Annotated in this window: 14 protein-coding genes; 13 read left to right on the forward strand and 1 reads right to left on the reverse strand. The window is 44.6% G+C overall.

Features of this window, described 5'->3' with window-relative positions; all coding sequences use genetic code 11:
- Nucleotides 1-480: 480 nt before the first annotated feature.
- The 9 genes from MKY42_RS09350 to MKY42_RS09390 all read left to right on the forward strand — a co-directional run bounded on the left by MKY42_RS09350 (nucleotide 481) and on the right by MKY42_RS09390 (nucleotide 9,305).
- A complete protein-coding gene (locus tag MKY42_RS09350) occupies nucleotides 481-1,719 on the forward strand; it encodes a glycosyltransferase family 2 protein (RefSeq protein WP_024628308.1) in 1,239 nt (412 codons plus the stop codon).
- Nucleotides 1,720-2,024: 305 nt separating this feature from the next.
- On the forward strand, nucleotides 2,025-2,519 hold the full coding sequence (infC, locus tag MKY42_RS09355) for a translation initiation factor IF-3 (RefSeq protein WP_024628309.1): 495 nt from the start codon (nucleotides 2,025-2,027) through the stop codon (nucleotides 2,517-2,519).
- 24 nt (nucleotides 2,520-2,543) lie between these two features.
- Nucleotides 2,544-2,744: a 50S ribosomal protein L35 gene (gene rpmI, locus MKY42_RS09360; RefSeq protein WP_062320217.1), complete on the forward strand. Its 201-nt coding sequence runs from the start codon at nucleotides 2,544-2,546 to the stop codon at nucleotides 2,742-2,744.
- 77 nt (nucleotides 2,745-2,821) lie between these two features.
- Nucleotides 2,822-3,181: a 50S ribosomal protein L20 gene (gene rplT / locus MKY42_RS09365; protein ID WP_017689664.1), complete on the forward strand. Its 360-nt coding sequence runs from the start codon at nucleotides 2,822-2,824 to the stop codon at nucleotides 3,179-3,181.
- A gap of 578 nt (nucleotides 3,182-3,759) precedes the next feature.
- Nucleotides 3,760-4,800, forward strand: a complete 1,041-nt coding sequence (locus MKY42_RS09370; protein WP_090895113.1) for a BMP family ABC transporter substrate-binding protein — start codon at nucleotides 3,760-3,762, stop codon at nucleotides 4,798-4,800.
- A 341-nt stretch (nucleotides 4,801-5,141) separates the two neighbouring features.
- A complete protein-coding gene (locus MKY42_RS09375; protein WP_064639494.1) occupies nucleotides 5,142-6,680 on the forward strand; it encodes an ABC transporter ATP-binding protein in 1,539 nt (512 codons plus the stop codon).
- Nucleotides 6,673-7,752, forward strand: a complete 1,080-nt coding sequence (locus tag MKY42_RS09380) for an ABC transporter permease (protein WP_090895115.1) — start codon at nucleotides 6,673-6,675, stop codon at nucleotides 7,750-7,752. The genes MKY42_RS09375 and MKY42_RS09380 overlap by 8 nt, the downstream gene beginning before the upstream one ends.
- A complete protein-coding gene (locus tag MKY42_RS09385) occupies nucleotides 7,753-8,715 on the forward strand; it encodes an ABC transporter permease (RefSeq protein ID WP_076289934.1) in 963 nt (320 codons plus the stop codon). It abuts the gene before it with no gap.
- A 215-nt stretch (nucleotides 8,716-8,930) separates the two neighbouring features.
- Nucleotides 8,931-9,305, forward strand: coding sequence for a hypothetical protein (locus tag MKY42_RS09390; RefSeq protein ID WP_090895116.1), 375 nt, complete (start codon nucleotides 8,931-8,933; stop codon nucleotides 9,303-9,305).
- A gap of 6 nt (nucleotides 9,306-9,311) precedes the next feature.
- Here MKY42_RS09390 and MKY42_RS09395 read toward each other — a convergent pair whose 3' ends face one another.
- Nucleotides 9,312-9,755, reverse strand: a complete 444-nt coding sequence (locus MKY42_RS09395) for a GNAT family N-acetyltransferase (RefSeq protein ID WP_090902036.1) — start codon at nucleotides 9,753-9,755, stop codon at nucleotides 9,312-9,314.
- A gap of 373 nt (nucleotides 9,756-10,128) precedes the next feature.
- Between MKY42_RS09395 and MKY42_RS09400 the strand changes: the two genes are divergently transcribed.
- The 4 genes from MKY42_RS09400 to ilvC all read left to right on the forward strand — a co-directional run bounded on the left by MKY42_RS09400 (nucleotide 10,129) and on the right by ilvC (nucleotide 13,883).
- The gene (locus MKY42_RS09400) at nucleotides 10,129-10,278 is read left to right on the forward strand and encodes a hypothetical protein (protein WP_163759509.1); all 150 of its coding nucleotides are present in this window, start codon (nucleotides 10,129-10,131) and stop codon (nucleotides 10,276-10,278) included.
- Nucleotides 10,279-10,356: 78 nt separating this feature from the next.
- On the forward strand, nucleotides 10,357-12,108 hold the full coding sequence (ilvB, locus tag MKY42_RS09405; protein WP_090895118.1) for a biosynthetic-type acetolactate synthase large subunit: 1,752 nt from the start codon (nucleotides 10,357-10,359) through the stop codon (nucleotides 12,106-12,108).
- Nucleotides 12,105-12,587 (forward strand): acetolactate synthase small subunit, encoded by a 483-nt coding sequence (gene ilvN / locus MKY42_RS09410; protein WP_076289931.1) that lies wholly within the window; start codon nucleotides 12,105-12,107, stop codon nucleotides 12,585-12,587. Before ilvB ends, ilvN begins: the two co-directional genes overlap by 4 nt.
- A 303-nt stretch (nucleotides 12,588-12,890) precedes the next feature.
- A complete protein-coding gene (gene ilvC / locus MKY42_RS09415) occupies nucleotides 12,891-13,883 on the forward strand; it encodes a ketol-acid reductoisomerase (RefSeq protein ID WP_024628318.1) in 993 nt (330 codons plus the stop codon).
- The last annotated feature ends 83 nt before the right edge of the window (nucleotides 13,884-13,966 follow it).

The raw sequence follows: 13,966 nt of genomic DNA on the forward strand, positions 1-13,966 counted from the left end.
CTAAAAAAGATACAATGATTCAACATGGCTGAAATGCGGTTAAAAAAATGTGAGTTTAAGACTGAACTTTTTGAGGTCCGTTTACGTTATTTGATATAGAGCCTCTGTTGATATGCATCAGCCTGATGAAAAAAGCAGGGACTTTAGAAATAAAAATCAAGTAAACGGCTGAAAATAAGATATAACAGGCATGAATGCGAGGTTGGAGTATCACGAAGTGCCTATTCAGCGTTTAAAGTTCACATTTCTGCTTCAGGAAGTGGAATTGCGGTTTTGACAAATGGCTGAAAAGAATACAAAATCGATAAAGCAGCCAACTGGCATCAACCATGCTTGAAACATTGTCTGAAATATTTGCGTAGTAAACAAAAGAACAGGGTCATATTCTGCGCATCACAAAAAAAATAAAAAGTGCAGAATCCAGGAAGAGAAACGTTTTAAAGTAATCTGGTTTTGAAAAAAAGGGGGTAACAGAGAACGATGTTGGACGCTATATTCGTCACGATGCAGGTCATTCTGGCACTGCTAGCCGTGTACCAATTCACGTTTTCGCTGTTCGGTCTGATTAAGAAAAAGAAAAAGAAACATTATCCGGCGACAAAATCATTCGCTGTACTCGTCGCAGCACACAATGAAGAACAAGTTATTGGTGCTTTGATGGAGAACTTGAAACAACTGGATTACCCGGAAGATCTGTACGATGTGTTTGTCATTTGTGACAACTGTACGGATGGAACAGCTCAAATTGTAAGACAGCATGGTTTGAATGCTTGTGTACGTACCAATGCTGATCTCAGAGGTAAAGGGTATGCCATCGAATGGATGCTTAAATATCTGTGGAAATTGCCACGTCAGTATGACGCAGTTGTCATGTTTGATGCGGATAATCTGGTTGACCGTAACTTCTTGCTTGAGATGAATGACGACTTGTGCAATGGTTCGCGTGTAATTCAAGGATACATTGATACGAAAAATCCGGAGGATTCCTGGATCACTGCAGCTTATGGCGTATCTTACTGGTACATCAACCGTTTGTGGCAGTTGTCCCGTCATAATTTGAATATGGCGAATTTCCTCGGAGGTACTGGAATGTGCTTCGAGACCAACCTGCTGAAAGAAATTGGTTGGGGCGCTACAAGTCTGGTGGAGGATTTGGAATTTACGATGCGCAGTGTTCAGCGTAATGTATATCCTGTCTTTAACTATGATGCCAAAGTATTTGATGAGAAGCCGTTAACCTTTAAAGCTTCAGCAAGACAACGTCTTCGCTGGATGCAAGGTCACTTTACAGTTGCGCGTAGATATTTCTTCCCGCTGCTGTGGCAAAGTATCAAGGAAAGAAGCTTGGTGAAATTTGACCTTGCTGTGTATGGCGCAAACGTGTACGTTGTTTTGCTTACGTTCCTGATGACAGCTGTCCTATGGGTGGATACAGCGATCTTCAGTGGTCCACATATCGCAAACATATACGGGTACTTCCCGCTTTGGGTAGGATTTGTAGCGATTGGTCTGAACATCCTGACATTCTTGTTGTCCATGGCACTGGAAAAGGTTACTTTTGCCAAAGTGTATCTGTACCTGATCTTGTTCCCGATTTACCTTCTTTCATGGTATCCAATTACGTTCTACGCGTTCTTCACGCAGAACAATAAACAATGGAGCCATACCCAACATACACGTGTTGTACGTTTGGATGAGGTGCAGAGCAAGCAGGGTTAATGAATGACTTGGATGAGAGCATTTCTGAAAAAATATTGTAGAGACGTTGACAATGGTTTTGCAAGATGTTATAGTATTCAAGTGCGTTAAATGAATAGCTATGGAATCACAAGTAGAAGTCCGACTTCTCACCTGATCAACAAACATGTTGACTGGTCAACGATCCCAATAATTTATGAAGTGTTTACTCATGAAGAATTGTGTTGATTACAGGGATGTCGGTAGCTTAACCGGCATCCCTTTTATTTTTGTGTAACAGGATATTCAAAATGACCTGGAGGTGGACGGTTATTAGTAAAGATCACATGATTAATGATGAGATTCGGGCGAAGGAAGTACGCCTTGTCGGAGCTGAAGGAGAACAAATTGGGATCACGCCGATTCGGGAAGCACTGCAAATGGCGATTGACCTGAACTTGGACCTGGTCAATGTGGCACCACAGGCTAAACCGCCGGTATGCCGCATCATGGACTATGGCAAATTCCGCTATGAGCAACAAAAGAAAGACAAAGAAGCCCGTAAGAACCAGAAAATTGTTGACATTAAAGAAGTATGGTTCCGTTCCAATATTGAGGAGCATGATTATCAAACGAAGCTTCGTAATGTAGTTAAGTTCTTGAAAGAAGGCGACAAGGTAAAATGTTCCGTTCGTTACCGCGGACGTGAAATTGCGCATGCCGCCATTGGTCAACGGATTTTGGAGCGTGTTAAGGTGGAGGTTGCAGAACTTTGCACCATCGAACGTCAGCCGAAATTGGAAGGCCGCAGTATGATCATGATTCTGGCTCCTAAAGCCTGATAACATTGAAGGAGGAAACACAAAATGCCTAAAATGAAAACACACAGCAGTTTGAAAGGACGCTTCAAAATTACCGGTTCCGGTAAAGTCCTGCGTTACAAAGCTCACAAAAACCACTTGCTTTCCCACAAATCAAAACGTGCTAAGCGCGTTCTGAACGGTAACCCAGTTATGGCTGCCGGGGACGTAAGACGTTTGAAACAAGGTCTGGCTAACTTGAAATAGTAATTCCGTATGGGGGATCGGCTTAGGCCGTACACATACCACGGATACATTTAATATTTATTGGGAGGTTCTTTAATATGGCAAGAGTAAAAGGCGGTTTTGTAGTACGTCGTCGTCATAAAAAGGTTTTGAAACTGGCAAGAGGTTATTTCGGTTCCAAACACCGTATTTTTAAAACAGCTAACGAGCAAGTAATGAAATCCCTGGTATACGCATACCGTGACCGTCGCAACACAAAACGTAACTTCCGCAGACTGTGGATCGTTCGTATCAATGCTGCAGCACGTATGAATGGTTTGTCTTACAACAAACTGATCCATGGATTGAAACTTGCTGGAGTTGACATGAACCGTAAAATGTTGGCTGATCTGGCCGTTAACGACATCAATGCGTTCAACTCTTTGGCTACTGTAGCTAAAGGCAAAATCAACGCTTAAAATTGTTTATGCAAGCCGCCGTACCTATGGCGGCTTTTTTTACGGCTTAAAGATTGATCTACTCCAAGGAGTAGGGGGTTCGCAACGAATATGCTGTAGCCTGTAAGGACACAATGAAAGCATATAACAGTTGAATAACAGGCTGTGATATTACATAAAATACGAACGGTGAAATAATGCAAACCAAAACAGGTCAATTCCACATCTTTCTAGTAAGGACGATATGTTTTTGTTATATAACATCACATCGTTGTAACGTTAGTGTGTTAAATCGTTAAATTATTAAGCGCTTTCAATAAAAAAAGAGCAAAAATAAGTGATATTTGGTGATGAAACATCTGGATTTTACCACGGGTTGAATGTATAATCACCTCTAGTAGGCTAGTCCTAAAATTTTCTCTTCATGTCATAATGTTCGGTTTTTCGACAGGTGACACAATCTTTAAGGGGTAAGAATGCGCTTTTAATGTCGAAGAAACCATACATTCTGCTTAAAAGCCTTATTATCGATCTGTTGATCCGTTCCATTTTGGCCTGGACAGGAATTAGGTATATATCATTAAGGGGGAACAAGAGAAATGAAAAAGATGCTCAGCTTGTCTTTGGTCATGTTGCTGGCAGTATCGGTTATGCTCGCAGGTTGCGGTAGCAAACCGAAAGAGGAAACAAATGCCGGAGGAACTACAGGTGGCGAAAACACTGAAGCTAAATCCGATTTGAAAATCGGTATGGTTACTGACGTAGGTGGAGTTAACGACAAATCGTTTAACCAATCCGCTTGGGAAGCTCTGCAAGCAACTGAAACTGAAACAGGTGTAGCTGTTAAATACCTGCAAAGTAAATCCGATGAAGAGTACATTCCAAACCTGAACGAGTTCGTTAAAGGTGGATATGATCTGACTTGGGGTATCGGTTTCCAATTGGCTGATGCGATCAAGACTGTAGCTGAACAAAATCCTGATTCCAAACTCGCGATCATCGACAGTGTTGTTGATGCTCCTAACGTTAAATCCGTAACATTTGCTGAAGAAGAAGGTTCTTACTTGGTAGGTGTTGTAGCTGGTCTGACAACTAAATCAAACAAAATTGGTTTTGTAGGCGGTATGGAAAGCCCACTGATCAAAAAGTTTGAAGTAGGTTTCAGAGAAGGCGTTAAAGCTGTTAATCCTAATGCTGAGTTCATTTCGAACTACACAGGTGCATTTGATAAGCCTGACCTTGGTAAAGCAGCAGCAGCTACACTTTACAACAAAGGCGTAGATATCATTTTCCACGCTTCCGGTGCTACGGGTAATGGTGTGTTCAATGAAGCAATCGCTCGTAAGAAACAAGGCCAAGACGTTTGGGTTATCGGTGTAGATAAAGACCAATCCCTGGAGTTTGGTGATGATGTAACACTGACTTCCATGATCAAAAAAGTTGACGAAGCTGTTAAGCGCGTAAATCAAGAAATCATTGATGGAACATTCAAAGGCGGAGCTGAGAATCTGACTTTGAAAGAAAATGGTGTAGGTGTCGCTGATACTTCTACGAAAAATGTTTCTGCTGATATCCTTGCAAAAGTGGACGAATACAAAGAAAAAATCATCAACGGCGAAATCAAAGTTCCTACAGAGTAATCTGATTCTGCTGTGAAAATAAATAATCATCGAGGCCGGTCTTGACCGGCCTTATGATTGTCAGAGCAGGAAAATTTGCTCATGTCATCATAACAATTGTACAAGCTACGTAATACGTGCTTGGGCATAAGCCCACGGCAAAAGCAAGAAGACTTTGTATCAACGCTCCGGTAGGAGCTTTTCTTAAGATTATGGAATGCAGAAGTTTCAATGAAACTGAAGGATTCGATAATCCTAAGAAAAAGTACCGCTGAAATGCGGTCATCTTCCTTGAATAAACGTCGTTAGACGTTTTTCTTACGTTTGCGGAACCACACTATATCAGGTATAAGGGTGATTACATGGGTGCAGCAACCCCCGTCGTTGAGTTGAAACAAATCACGAAGCGTTTCCCAGGCATTGTTGCCAACGACGCCATCAGCCTTCAGCTTCGTAAAGGCGAGATCCATGCTCTACTGGGCGAAAACGGCGCTGGTAAATCAACGTTGATGAATATTGTCTTTGGTCTCTATCAGCCGGATGAAGGTTCCATTGAAGTGAATGGCAAGCCTGTCATCATCGACAGCCCTAACAAAGCAATCGATCTTGGCATCGGCATGGTGCATCAGCACTTTAAGCTTGTACAGCCGTTCACGGTAACAGAGAACATTATTTTGGGATCTGAACCAAGGAAAGGTCTCAACATTAATTATAAAAAAGCTGCTGCTGAAGTGCAGCGTCTGTCTGAACAGTATGGACTCAAAGTGAATCCGCATGCCAAAATTCATGACATTTCTGTCGGAATGCAGCAACGTGTTGAGATTGTAAAAACGTTGTATCGTGGTGCAGACATTCTTATTTTTGACGAGCCTACTGCTGTATTAACACCTCAGGAAATCAAAGAACTGATGGTAATCATGAAAAAGTTGGTGGCCGAAGGCAAATCCATTATTCTGATTACACACAAACTGAAAGAAATCATGGAAATCTCAGATACGGTAACGATTATTCGCCGGGGTAAAGTGATTGATTCCGTGATAACATCAGAAACGAATCCGAATGAGTTGGCAGAAAAAATGGTTGGTCGCAATGTCACATTTAAAGTGGACAAAAAGCCGGCTACACCAGGAAACAATGTGCTTGAAGTTAGCAAATTGACCGCCAAAAACAAAGAAGGTATCTCGGTTCTGAACGAACTTAACCTGAATGTACGTGCAGGAGAGATTGTAGGAATCGCAGGTGTCGATGGTAATGGACAGAGCGAACTGATTGAGGCTCTTACCGGACTGCGTAAAGTAGATAGCGGTTCGATTCGTCTCGAGGGTAAAGAACTGTCTAATCATTCTCCGCGCCATATTTCGGAGTCGGGTGTAGCCCATATTCCGGAAGACCGGCACAAACATGGACTTGTCCTTGATTTTTCTGTGAGTGAAAATATCGTCCTGGAATCGTATTATAAAGCTCCTTATACGCGTAAAGGATTCCTTAACTTCGATGCCATTAAGAAGCAAGCGAAACGTCTTGTGGAGGCATTTGATGTGCGTACACCAAGCATTGAAACGAAAGCCCGCTCTTTATCGGGAGGGAACCAACAGAAAGCCATTATCGCACGTGAGGTTGATAAGAACCCAGAACTGCTTATTGCTGCCCAGCCAACTCGTGGTCTGGACGTAGGTGCTATTGAGTTTGTTCAAAAACAATTGATTGCACAACGTGATCAGGGCAAAGCGGTATTGCTGATCTCATTCGAGCTGGATGAAATTATCAACGTATCCGACCGAATTGCTGTCATTTATGAAGGACAGATCGTGGGCGAGGTGCTGCCGGAAGAAACCAATGACAGGGAGCTCGGCTTGATGATGGCGGGCAGCACCCAAAAGAGAGGTACTGTGCATGAGTAACGTATTGAAATGGTTTACCCGTGATTCATTTATATTACCTATTGTAGCCATCATTATGGGTCTGATCCTCGGTGGTATTGTCATGCTGATCGGCGGATACAACCCGATTGAAGCTTACAGCGCATTGTTTACGAAGGTTTTCGGAGACATGTACAACTTTGGTGAAGCAGTCCGGGAAATGACACCGCTCATTATGACAGGACTTGCATTTGCATTTGCGGCACGTGCAGGACTGTTTAATATCGGGGGAGAAGGACAATTTCTCGTCGGTATGACTGCGGCAACTTTTGTAGGTGTGAAGTTTGCAGGTCTGCCAATCTACATTCATGCTCCACTGGCTTTGATTGCTGGTGCAGTATTTGGTGGTCTGTGGGCAGCTATTGCCGGTTACCTGAAAGCAGCGCGTGGGGTTAACGAAGTTATCAGTAGTATCATGCTGAACTGGATTGGTCTGTATCTGGCCAACCTGATCGTGCGCCAATTCCTGCTGTTAAAAGGTGAAAATCGTTCGGTGGATATCAGTGATACCGCATCGATTAGTCTGACATGGCTTTCCGAGCTGATGGGCAACTCTCGTGTCCACATGGGAACATTGATTGCTCTTGTCATGGCTGTACTCTTTTATATTTACATGTGGAAAACCAAACAAGGGTACGAGATTCGTGCCGTAGGATATAACCCGAATGCGGCAGAGTATGCGGGTATGCATGTCAATCGCAATATCGTTAAAGCTATGTTTATCAGTGGTATGCTTGCAGGTCTTGGCGGTGCATTCCAGGTACTTGGTGTGTTCCAATACCAGACCGTTATGTCAGGCTCGCCGGGAACAGGTTTTGACGGCATCGCGGTTGCACTGATTGGTTTGAATCATCCGTTCGGTGTGTTGCTGGGCGCGTTGTTGTTCGGTACGCTCACTTATGGATCTGCGGGAATGAGCTTTGCTGCGGATGTACCGCCCGAGATTATTCGGATTGTTATCGGTTCGATTATCTTCTTCATTGCGGCACAAGGCATCGTGCGCTGGGTACTTAAACCGTTCTATTCCAAGCGCAAGAAAGAGAAGGTGTTGTAGATGGACTTGTTGACAATTGGGCAAATTATCAATACGACGCTTGTCTTTGCCACGGCATTGATTTTTGCATCCCTGGGCGGGATTTTCTCGGAAAAATCCGGTGTGACTAACCTTGGACTTGAAGGTTTCATGGTATTTGGTGCGTTTGCTGCGGGGATTGCTGCGCATTATGCACAAGAAGCTGGCATGGGTGGAACAACGTCTGCATGGATGGGGATTTTGTTCGCAGTTGTGCTGGGCGTAGTGGTTTCACTGATCCACGCGGTTGCCTCCATTACGTTTAAGGCAGACCAAATTATCAGCGGTATCGTTATTAACTTTCTGGCAGCAGGAAGTACACTTTATCTGGTAAAGCTGCTGTTTGAAGGATCAGGCGATTCACCATTGGTGCAAGGATTCAGCAAGTTTGATGTGCCACTGTTAAAAGATATTCCTTTGCTTGGGGAAGCTTTCTTCAAGAATGTGTACCCGACAACTTATCTGGCTGTTTTGTTCGTCTTTCTGACGTATTACATTATGTACAAAACCCCATTCGGTCTTCGTCTTCGCTCGGTTGGTGAACATCCTAGTGCTGCGGATACCGTAGGTGTTAAAGTGCGTCGTTACCGTTATGTTGCGGTTATGATCAGTGGTGCGCTGGCTGCTATTGGTGGAGCTGCAATCACGCTGACTACGACGGGTACATTCTCTCATAATACTGTTTCCGGCCAAGGTTACATTGCGATTGCAGCGATGATCTTTGGTAAGTGGAATCCGATTGGCGCCTTTGGGGCGGCTGTGTTCTTTGGTTTCTCTCAAGCTATCCGGAACTATGTACAGTTGTTCGAATGGTCTCAAAGTATTCCCCAGGAAATTATTTATATGCTGCCATACCTGCTCACCATCATCGTGCTCGTTGCGGCTGTTGGACGCTCTTCTGCTCCGTCCGCACTCGGGGAACCGTATGATCCGGGGAAAAGGTAACAAGAGAAATGATGTTTTGCCACATAATGCTTTACTAGAAAAGGTTCGCCTCGTGCGGACCTTTTTTTTGTTTCATAAAGAAAAATAACAGATAACCAGCTCTCTTAACTGATATAGAGAAAGAAACCCATATTTTCATTTAGGGACAAAGAAACAGGCGAAGCTGGCCCTGGACGAATACACTGTTTTGAACGATCCGAGGAGGAGGGGAAAGTATGAAACAACATGTTACGCGTGATGAAGCGATGAAATTAATAGGCAAAAATATTGTCGCGATCAAAAAAGACGGAACTCGGGTGACGGGAAAACTCTTAAAAGTATCAGGTAATAAATTGGTTTTGAAACGTCCCATTGGCAAAAAAGTACGCACCAAAGCCATTTTGCCATTGGTATTATTTGATTTACTCGCTGTTGCAACGCTGCCTTATGCTTACGGCCCTGGTCCTGGATATGGTTTTGGTCCAGGTGTTGGACCAGGATATGGCCCGGGACCAAAACCAGGCCCTGGATATGGACCAGGTTTTGGTGGTGGATATGGACCAGGCCCTGGATATGGACCCTACGGACCACGGCCACCAGGATTTTTCTAGACCGAGTTATAATGTTTTTTCCAACTCGTAACAGCGGCTTAACATAATGTATCGAATCGTGCTATATCCATTTTTTTGGTAAAATTGCAGGCCTTTTGTATTGCCTTCATCAACCATAACTTTGGATCTTTTGCAACCTCGAGATGCTGCGAAATTTTCTGCTTTGAGCAGCAAGTTCTGACCATATCTCTTTCGCTGTTCTTTTGTGGCAACAGCCATCATATCCACATACAGCAGTTCGCCGTGCATGAGAAAATGAATGAATGCGACAGCTTCGTTGTCAGGATTCGATGAGACAACAAAGGTCATGCCCCTGTTCATTCGCAGGGGTATATCTTTGCGTATTTTATTGATTTCACTTTCACTCATATGAGATAGAGGAACAAGTTGAGAGTCAATCAGCCTCATTATGGCGGCATCATCCAGCTTGGATTTACGTTGCCGAATCACCATCGGAAGCCTCCTTTCAGGACCAGTCGTGCTGCTCGTATATCCTATGCCTGAAGCAAGTTGAAAGGTGACTGAATGAAGCAGTGTGATTGGGGTAACGTTAAAGATGGAGAATGAAGGATTAGGGACGTTCTGAATTTTTATACAAAAGGGGTATTGACTTATCGGTTGGAGGAATCATATAATGTTCCTAACATTTAACGAGAATATTTCATCGGCTATGAAGAGGACGAAGTTTTAAGGGCTCTTTTGCTCAGAGAGTGGCTGGAATTGCTGAAACCACCACCATTACCCCTTATATACGAGCTCACCTCGGAGCTGTTTTCCTGAAAAGCATTGGATGTCACTCCACTCGCGTATTAGGGGAAATCGTATGTCTGCGTTACAGACAACAGGTATGGAGAACGGGTATATCCGTTTGATCTATCGTTTTTTGTACCTGGTAAGGTCCGTTATTGCGAAATTTCGGACAAAGTTGGGTGGTACCACGGAAGCAACAACCTTTCGTCCCTCGCAAGCATAAACTTGTTTGCAGGGATGGAAGGTTTTTTTTGTAACTTTAAATGTCAGAATGATGTAAATTCCGAGAGGAGGATGACTGATGGGAGCTCAAATTCCAGAAGTACGATCGACAGATGAATTACGTGAAAAATGGATGAAGCCGGAGGTCATTAGCGGTTCCGAAATTCTGCTGAGAAGCTTGTTGCTGGAAGGTGTAGAGTGCGTTTTTGGTTACCCGGGCGGCGCAGTGTTGTACATTTACGATGCGATGTATGGTTTCGAGGATTTCAAGCACGTATTAACCCGTCACGAACAAGGCGCCATTCATGCGGCTGACGGATATGCACGGGCGAGTGGAAAAGTGGGTGTCTGTATCGCAACCTCCGGACCTGGAGCAACAAATCTGGTTACGGGTATTGCAACAGCGTATATGGACTCGGTACCACTCGTTGTCATTACCGGGAATGTAATCTCCAGCCTGATCGGCTCAGATGCTTTCCAGGAAGCTGATATTACCGGAATCACGATGCCAATAACCAAACACAGTTATCTGGTAAAAGACGTAAAAGATCTGCCACGTGTCATTCATGAGGCATTCCATATTGCGAATACGGGCCGTAAAGGTCCAGTATTAATCGACATTCCAAAAGATGTATCGGCCAACAAAACGTTGTTTGAACCGATAACTGAACCTGTTACATTGAGAGGGTATAACCCACGGACAGTGCCAAACAAACTTCAGGTTGATCGTCTGGCTCAGGCGATTCAGGAAGCAGAACGTCCGATGATTCTGGCAGGCGGCGGTGTAGTTTACTCCGGTGGACACGAAGCGCTGTTCGAATTTGTGGAGAAGACAGGCATTCCAATCACGACAACACTTCTCGGACTTGGAGCATTCCCAAGTGGCCATGAATTGTGGACCGGGATGCCGGGTATGCACGGAACATACACTTCCAATCAGGCGATTCAAAAATCGGATTTGCTGATCAACATCGGCGCAAGATTCGATGACAGGGTAACAGGCAAGTTGGACGGATTCGCTCCACATGCGAAAATTGTGCACATTGATATTGATCCGGCTGAAATTGGCAAAAACATCGCAACGGACATTCCAATCGTTGGTGATGTGAAAACGGTTCTCGAAATAGCGAACAAAGAGGTTCAACGCGCTGAACGTGCGGATGCTTGGAGAGATCAGATCAAACAGTGGAAACAAGAGAAACCTTACAGCTACACAGATTCAGACGAAGTTTTGAAACCGCAATGGGTTGTGGAAATGCTGAATGATACAACCAAAGGCGAAGCAATCGTGACTACGGACGTTGGACAGCATCAAATGTGGGCTGCTCAGTATTACAAATTCAACCAGCCACGTTCATGGGTAACCTCCGGTGGACTGGGAACGATGGGTTTTGGATTCCCTTCTGCAATTGGTGCTCAAATGGCCAACCCGGACAGACTCGTTATTTCGATCAACGGTGACGGCGGCATGCAGATGTGTTCTCAAGAACTTGCGATCTGTGCCATTAACAACATCCCGGTGAAAATTGTTATTATCAACAATCAGGTCCTTGGAATGGTACGTCAGTGGCAAGAGATCATCTACGAGAACCGTTATAGTCATATCGACTTGGCAGGCAGCCCTGATTTTGTAAAACTTGCTGAAGCTTATGGTGTAAAAGGATTGCGTGCAACCAACAAGGAAGAAGCCGAGCGTGCTTGGCAAGAAGCCCTGGATACACCAGGACCGGTCGTTGTTGAGTTCGTAGTACGCAAGGAAGAAAATGTATATCCAATGGTTCCGCAAGGAGCGACAATCGATCAAATGCTGATGGGGGATGCTGAGGAATGATAAGACATACGATTTCGATATTGGTCAACGATCAGCCTGGCGTCCTGCAGCGGGTATCAGGGTTGTTCGGTCGACGGGGGTTCAACATTGAGAGCATCACGGTAGGTCAATCCGAGGAACCGGGTTTGTCCCGGATGGTCATTGTGACGATCGGAGATGACAAAACGCTGGAACAGATTGAAAAGCAACTGTACAAAATCATCGATGTCATCAAAGTGGTTGATTTCAGTCTGAAACCGATGGTTGCCCGTGAACTTGCATTGATCAAGGTAAAGGCAGAGCCATCCGAACGTCCAGAAATTCTGGGTGTGGTGGAGACATTCCGCGCATCTGTTGTAGATGTTGGTCCAGGCAGCCTGATTGTACAGGTAGTCGGAGACACAGATAAAATTGATGCGATGATCGAACTGCTTAAGCCATACGGCATTCGCGAACTGTCACGTACAGGCGTAACTGCATTGGTACGAGGCAACGTGTAAACAGTCATATTGAAAAAAAAGCATGGTCTGATGCTTATCAACGGAACGACTAAGGTGCGTTAGCAGCATTAAGCTGAGAAATACCGTTAATCTTAGATGAGGTGCCAGTCCCTTACAAGTTGCAATTTAACATTTTAGTGATGTAACGCTTGACAATATAGCCACACACCCGCATTAACGGGCGGGTGTCTGAATGGATCGGATCAGACCAGAGACGCTAAAGCAGGGAAAAGCGTGCCGGTCCCTTGAGACACCCGCTCATTAATGAAGGGTTCTTTACAATACAAAGGAGGACTTATAAACATGCCAGTAACTACTTATTATGAACAGGATGCAGAGCTTAGCGTATTGAAAGGAAAAACGATTGCGGTCATCGGTTACGGTAGCCAGGGCCATGCCCAAGCTCAAAACCTGCGTGACAGTGGATTGAACGTAGTCATCGGACTTCGTGAAGGTAAATCTTTTGACACTGCAAAAAATGACGGATTCGAAGTTCTGTCCCCGGCTGAAGCAACTAGCCGTGCAGACGTAGTTCAAATTTTGCTGCCTGACGAAACACAAGCTTCTGTATACAAAAACGAAATCGAACCAAACCTGAAAAAAGGTGCTGCATTGCTCTTCTCCCACGGTTTCAACGTTCATTTCGGTCAAATCGTTGCTCCAAAAGACAGCGATGTATTGCTGGTAGCTCCTAAGTCTCCTGGCCACATGGTACGTCGTACCTACGTGGAAGGATTCGGTGTACCAGGCCTGATCGCAATCGAGCAAGATGCAACAGGAAAAGCAAAAGATATCGGTTTGGCTTATGCCAAAGGTATCGGTTGCACGCGTGCAGGGGTTATCGAAACTTCCTTCCGTGAAGAAACAGAAACAGACCTGTTCGGTGAGCAAGCTGTTCTGTGTGGCGGTGTAAGTGCCCTGGTAAAAGCTGGATTTGAAACGTTAACAGAAGCGGGTTACGCTCCTGAAATGGCATACTTCGAGTGTCTGCACGAATTGAAATTGATCGTTGACCTGATGTATGAAGGTGGACTTGCAAGCATGCGTGATTCCATCAGTAACACAGCTGAGTACGGTGACTATGTAACTGGGCCTCGCGTGGTAACTGAAGATACGAAGAAAGCAATGAAAGAAGTTCTGACAGATATCCAACAAGGTAAATTTGCACGTGATTTCATCCTGGAAAACCAATCCGGCCGTGCGTTCCTGACAGCAACTCGTCGCAACGAAGCTGAACACCCAATCGAAGTGGTTGGCGGACAATTGCGTGAGATGATGCACTGGATCAAGAAGTAAGCATGCCCTTTAAGGTAATCTAGTAAACTTACAGCTTTAACCGGGAATAGCGGCCGTGCATATGCGTGTGCCGCTATTACTGG

Origin of the sequence: Paenibacillus sp. FSL W7-1088 (assembly GCF_037969855.1) — a bacterium.
In the GTDB taxonomy this organism is placed as follows: Bacteria; Bacillota; Bacilli; order Paenibacillales; family Paenibacillaceae; genus Paenibacillus.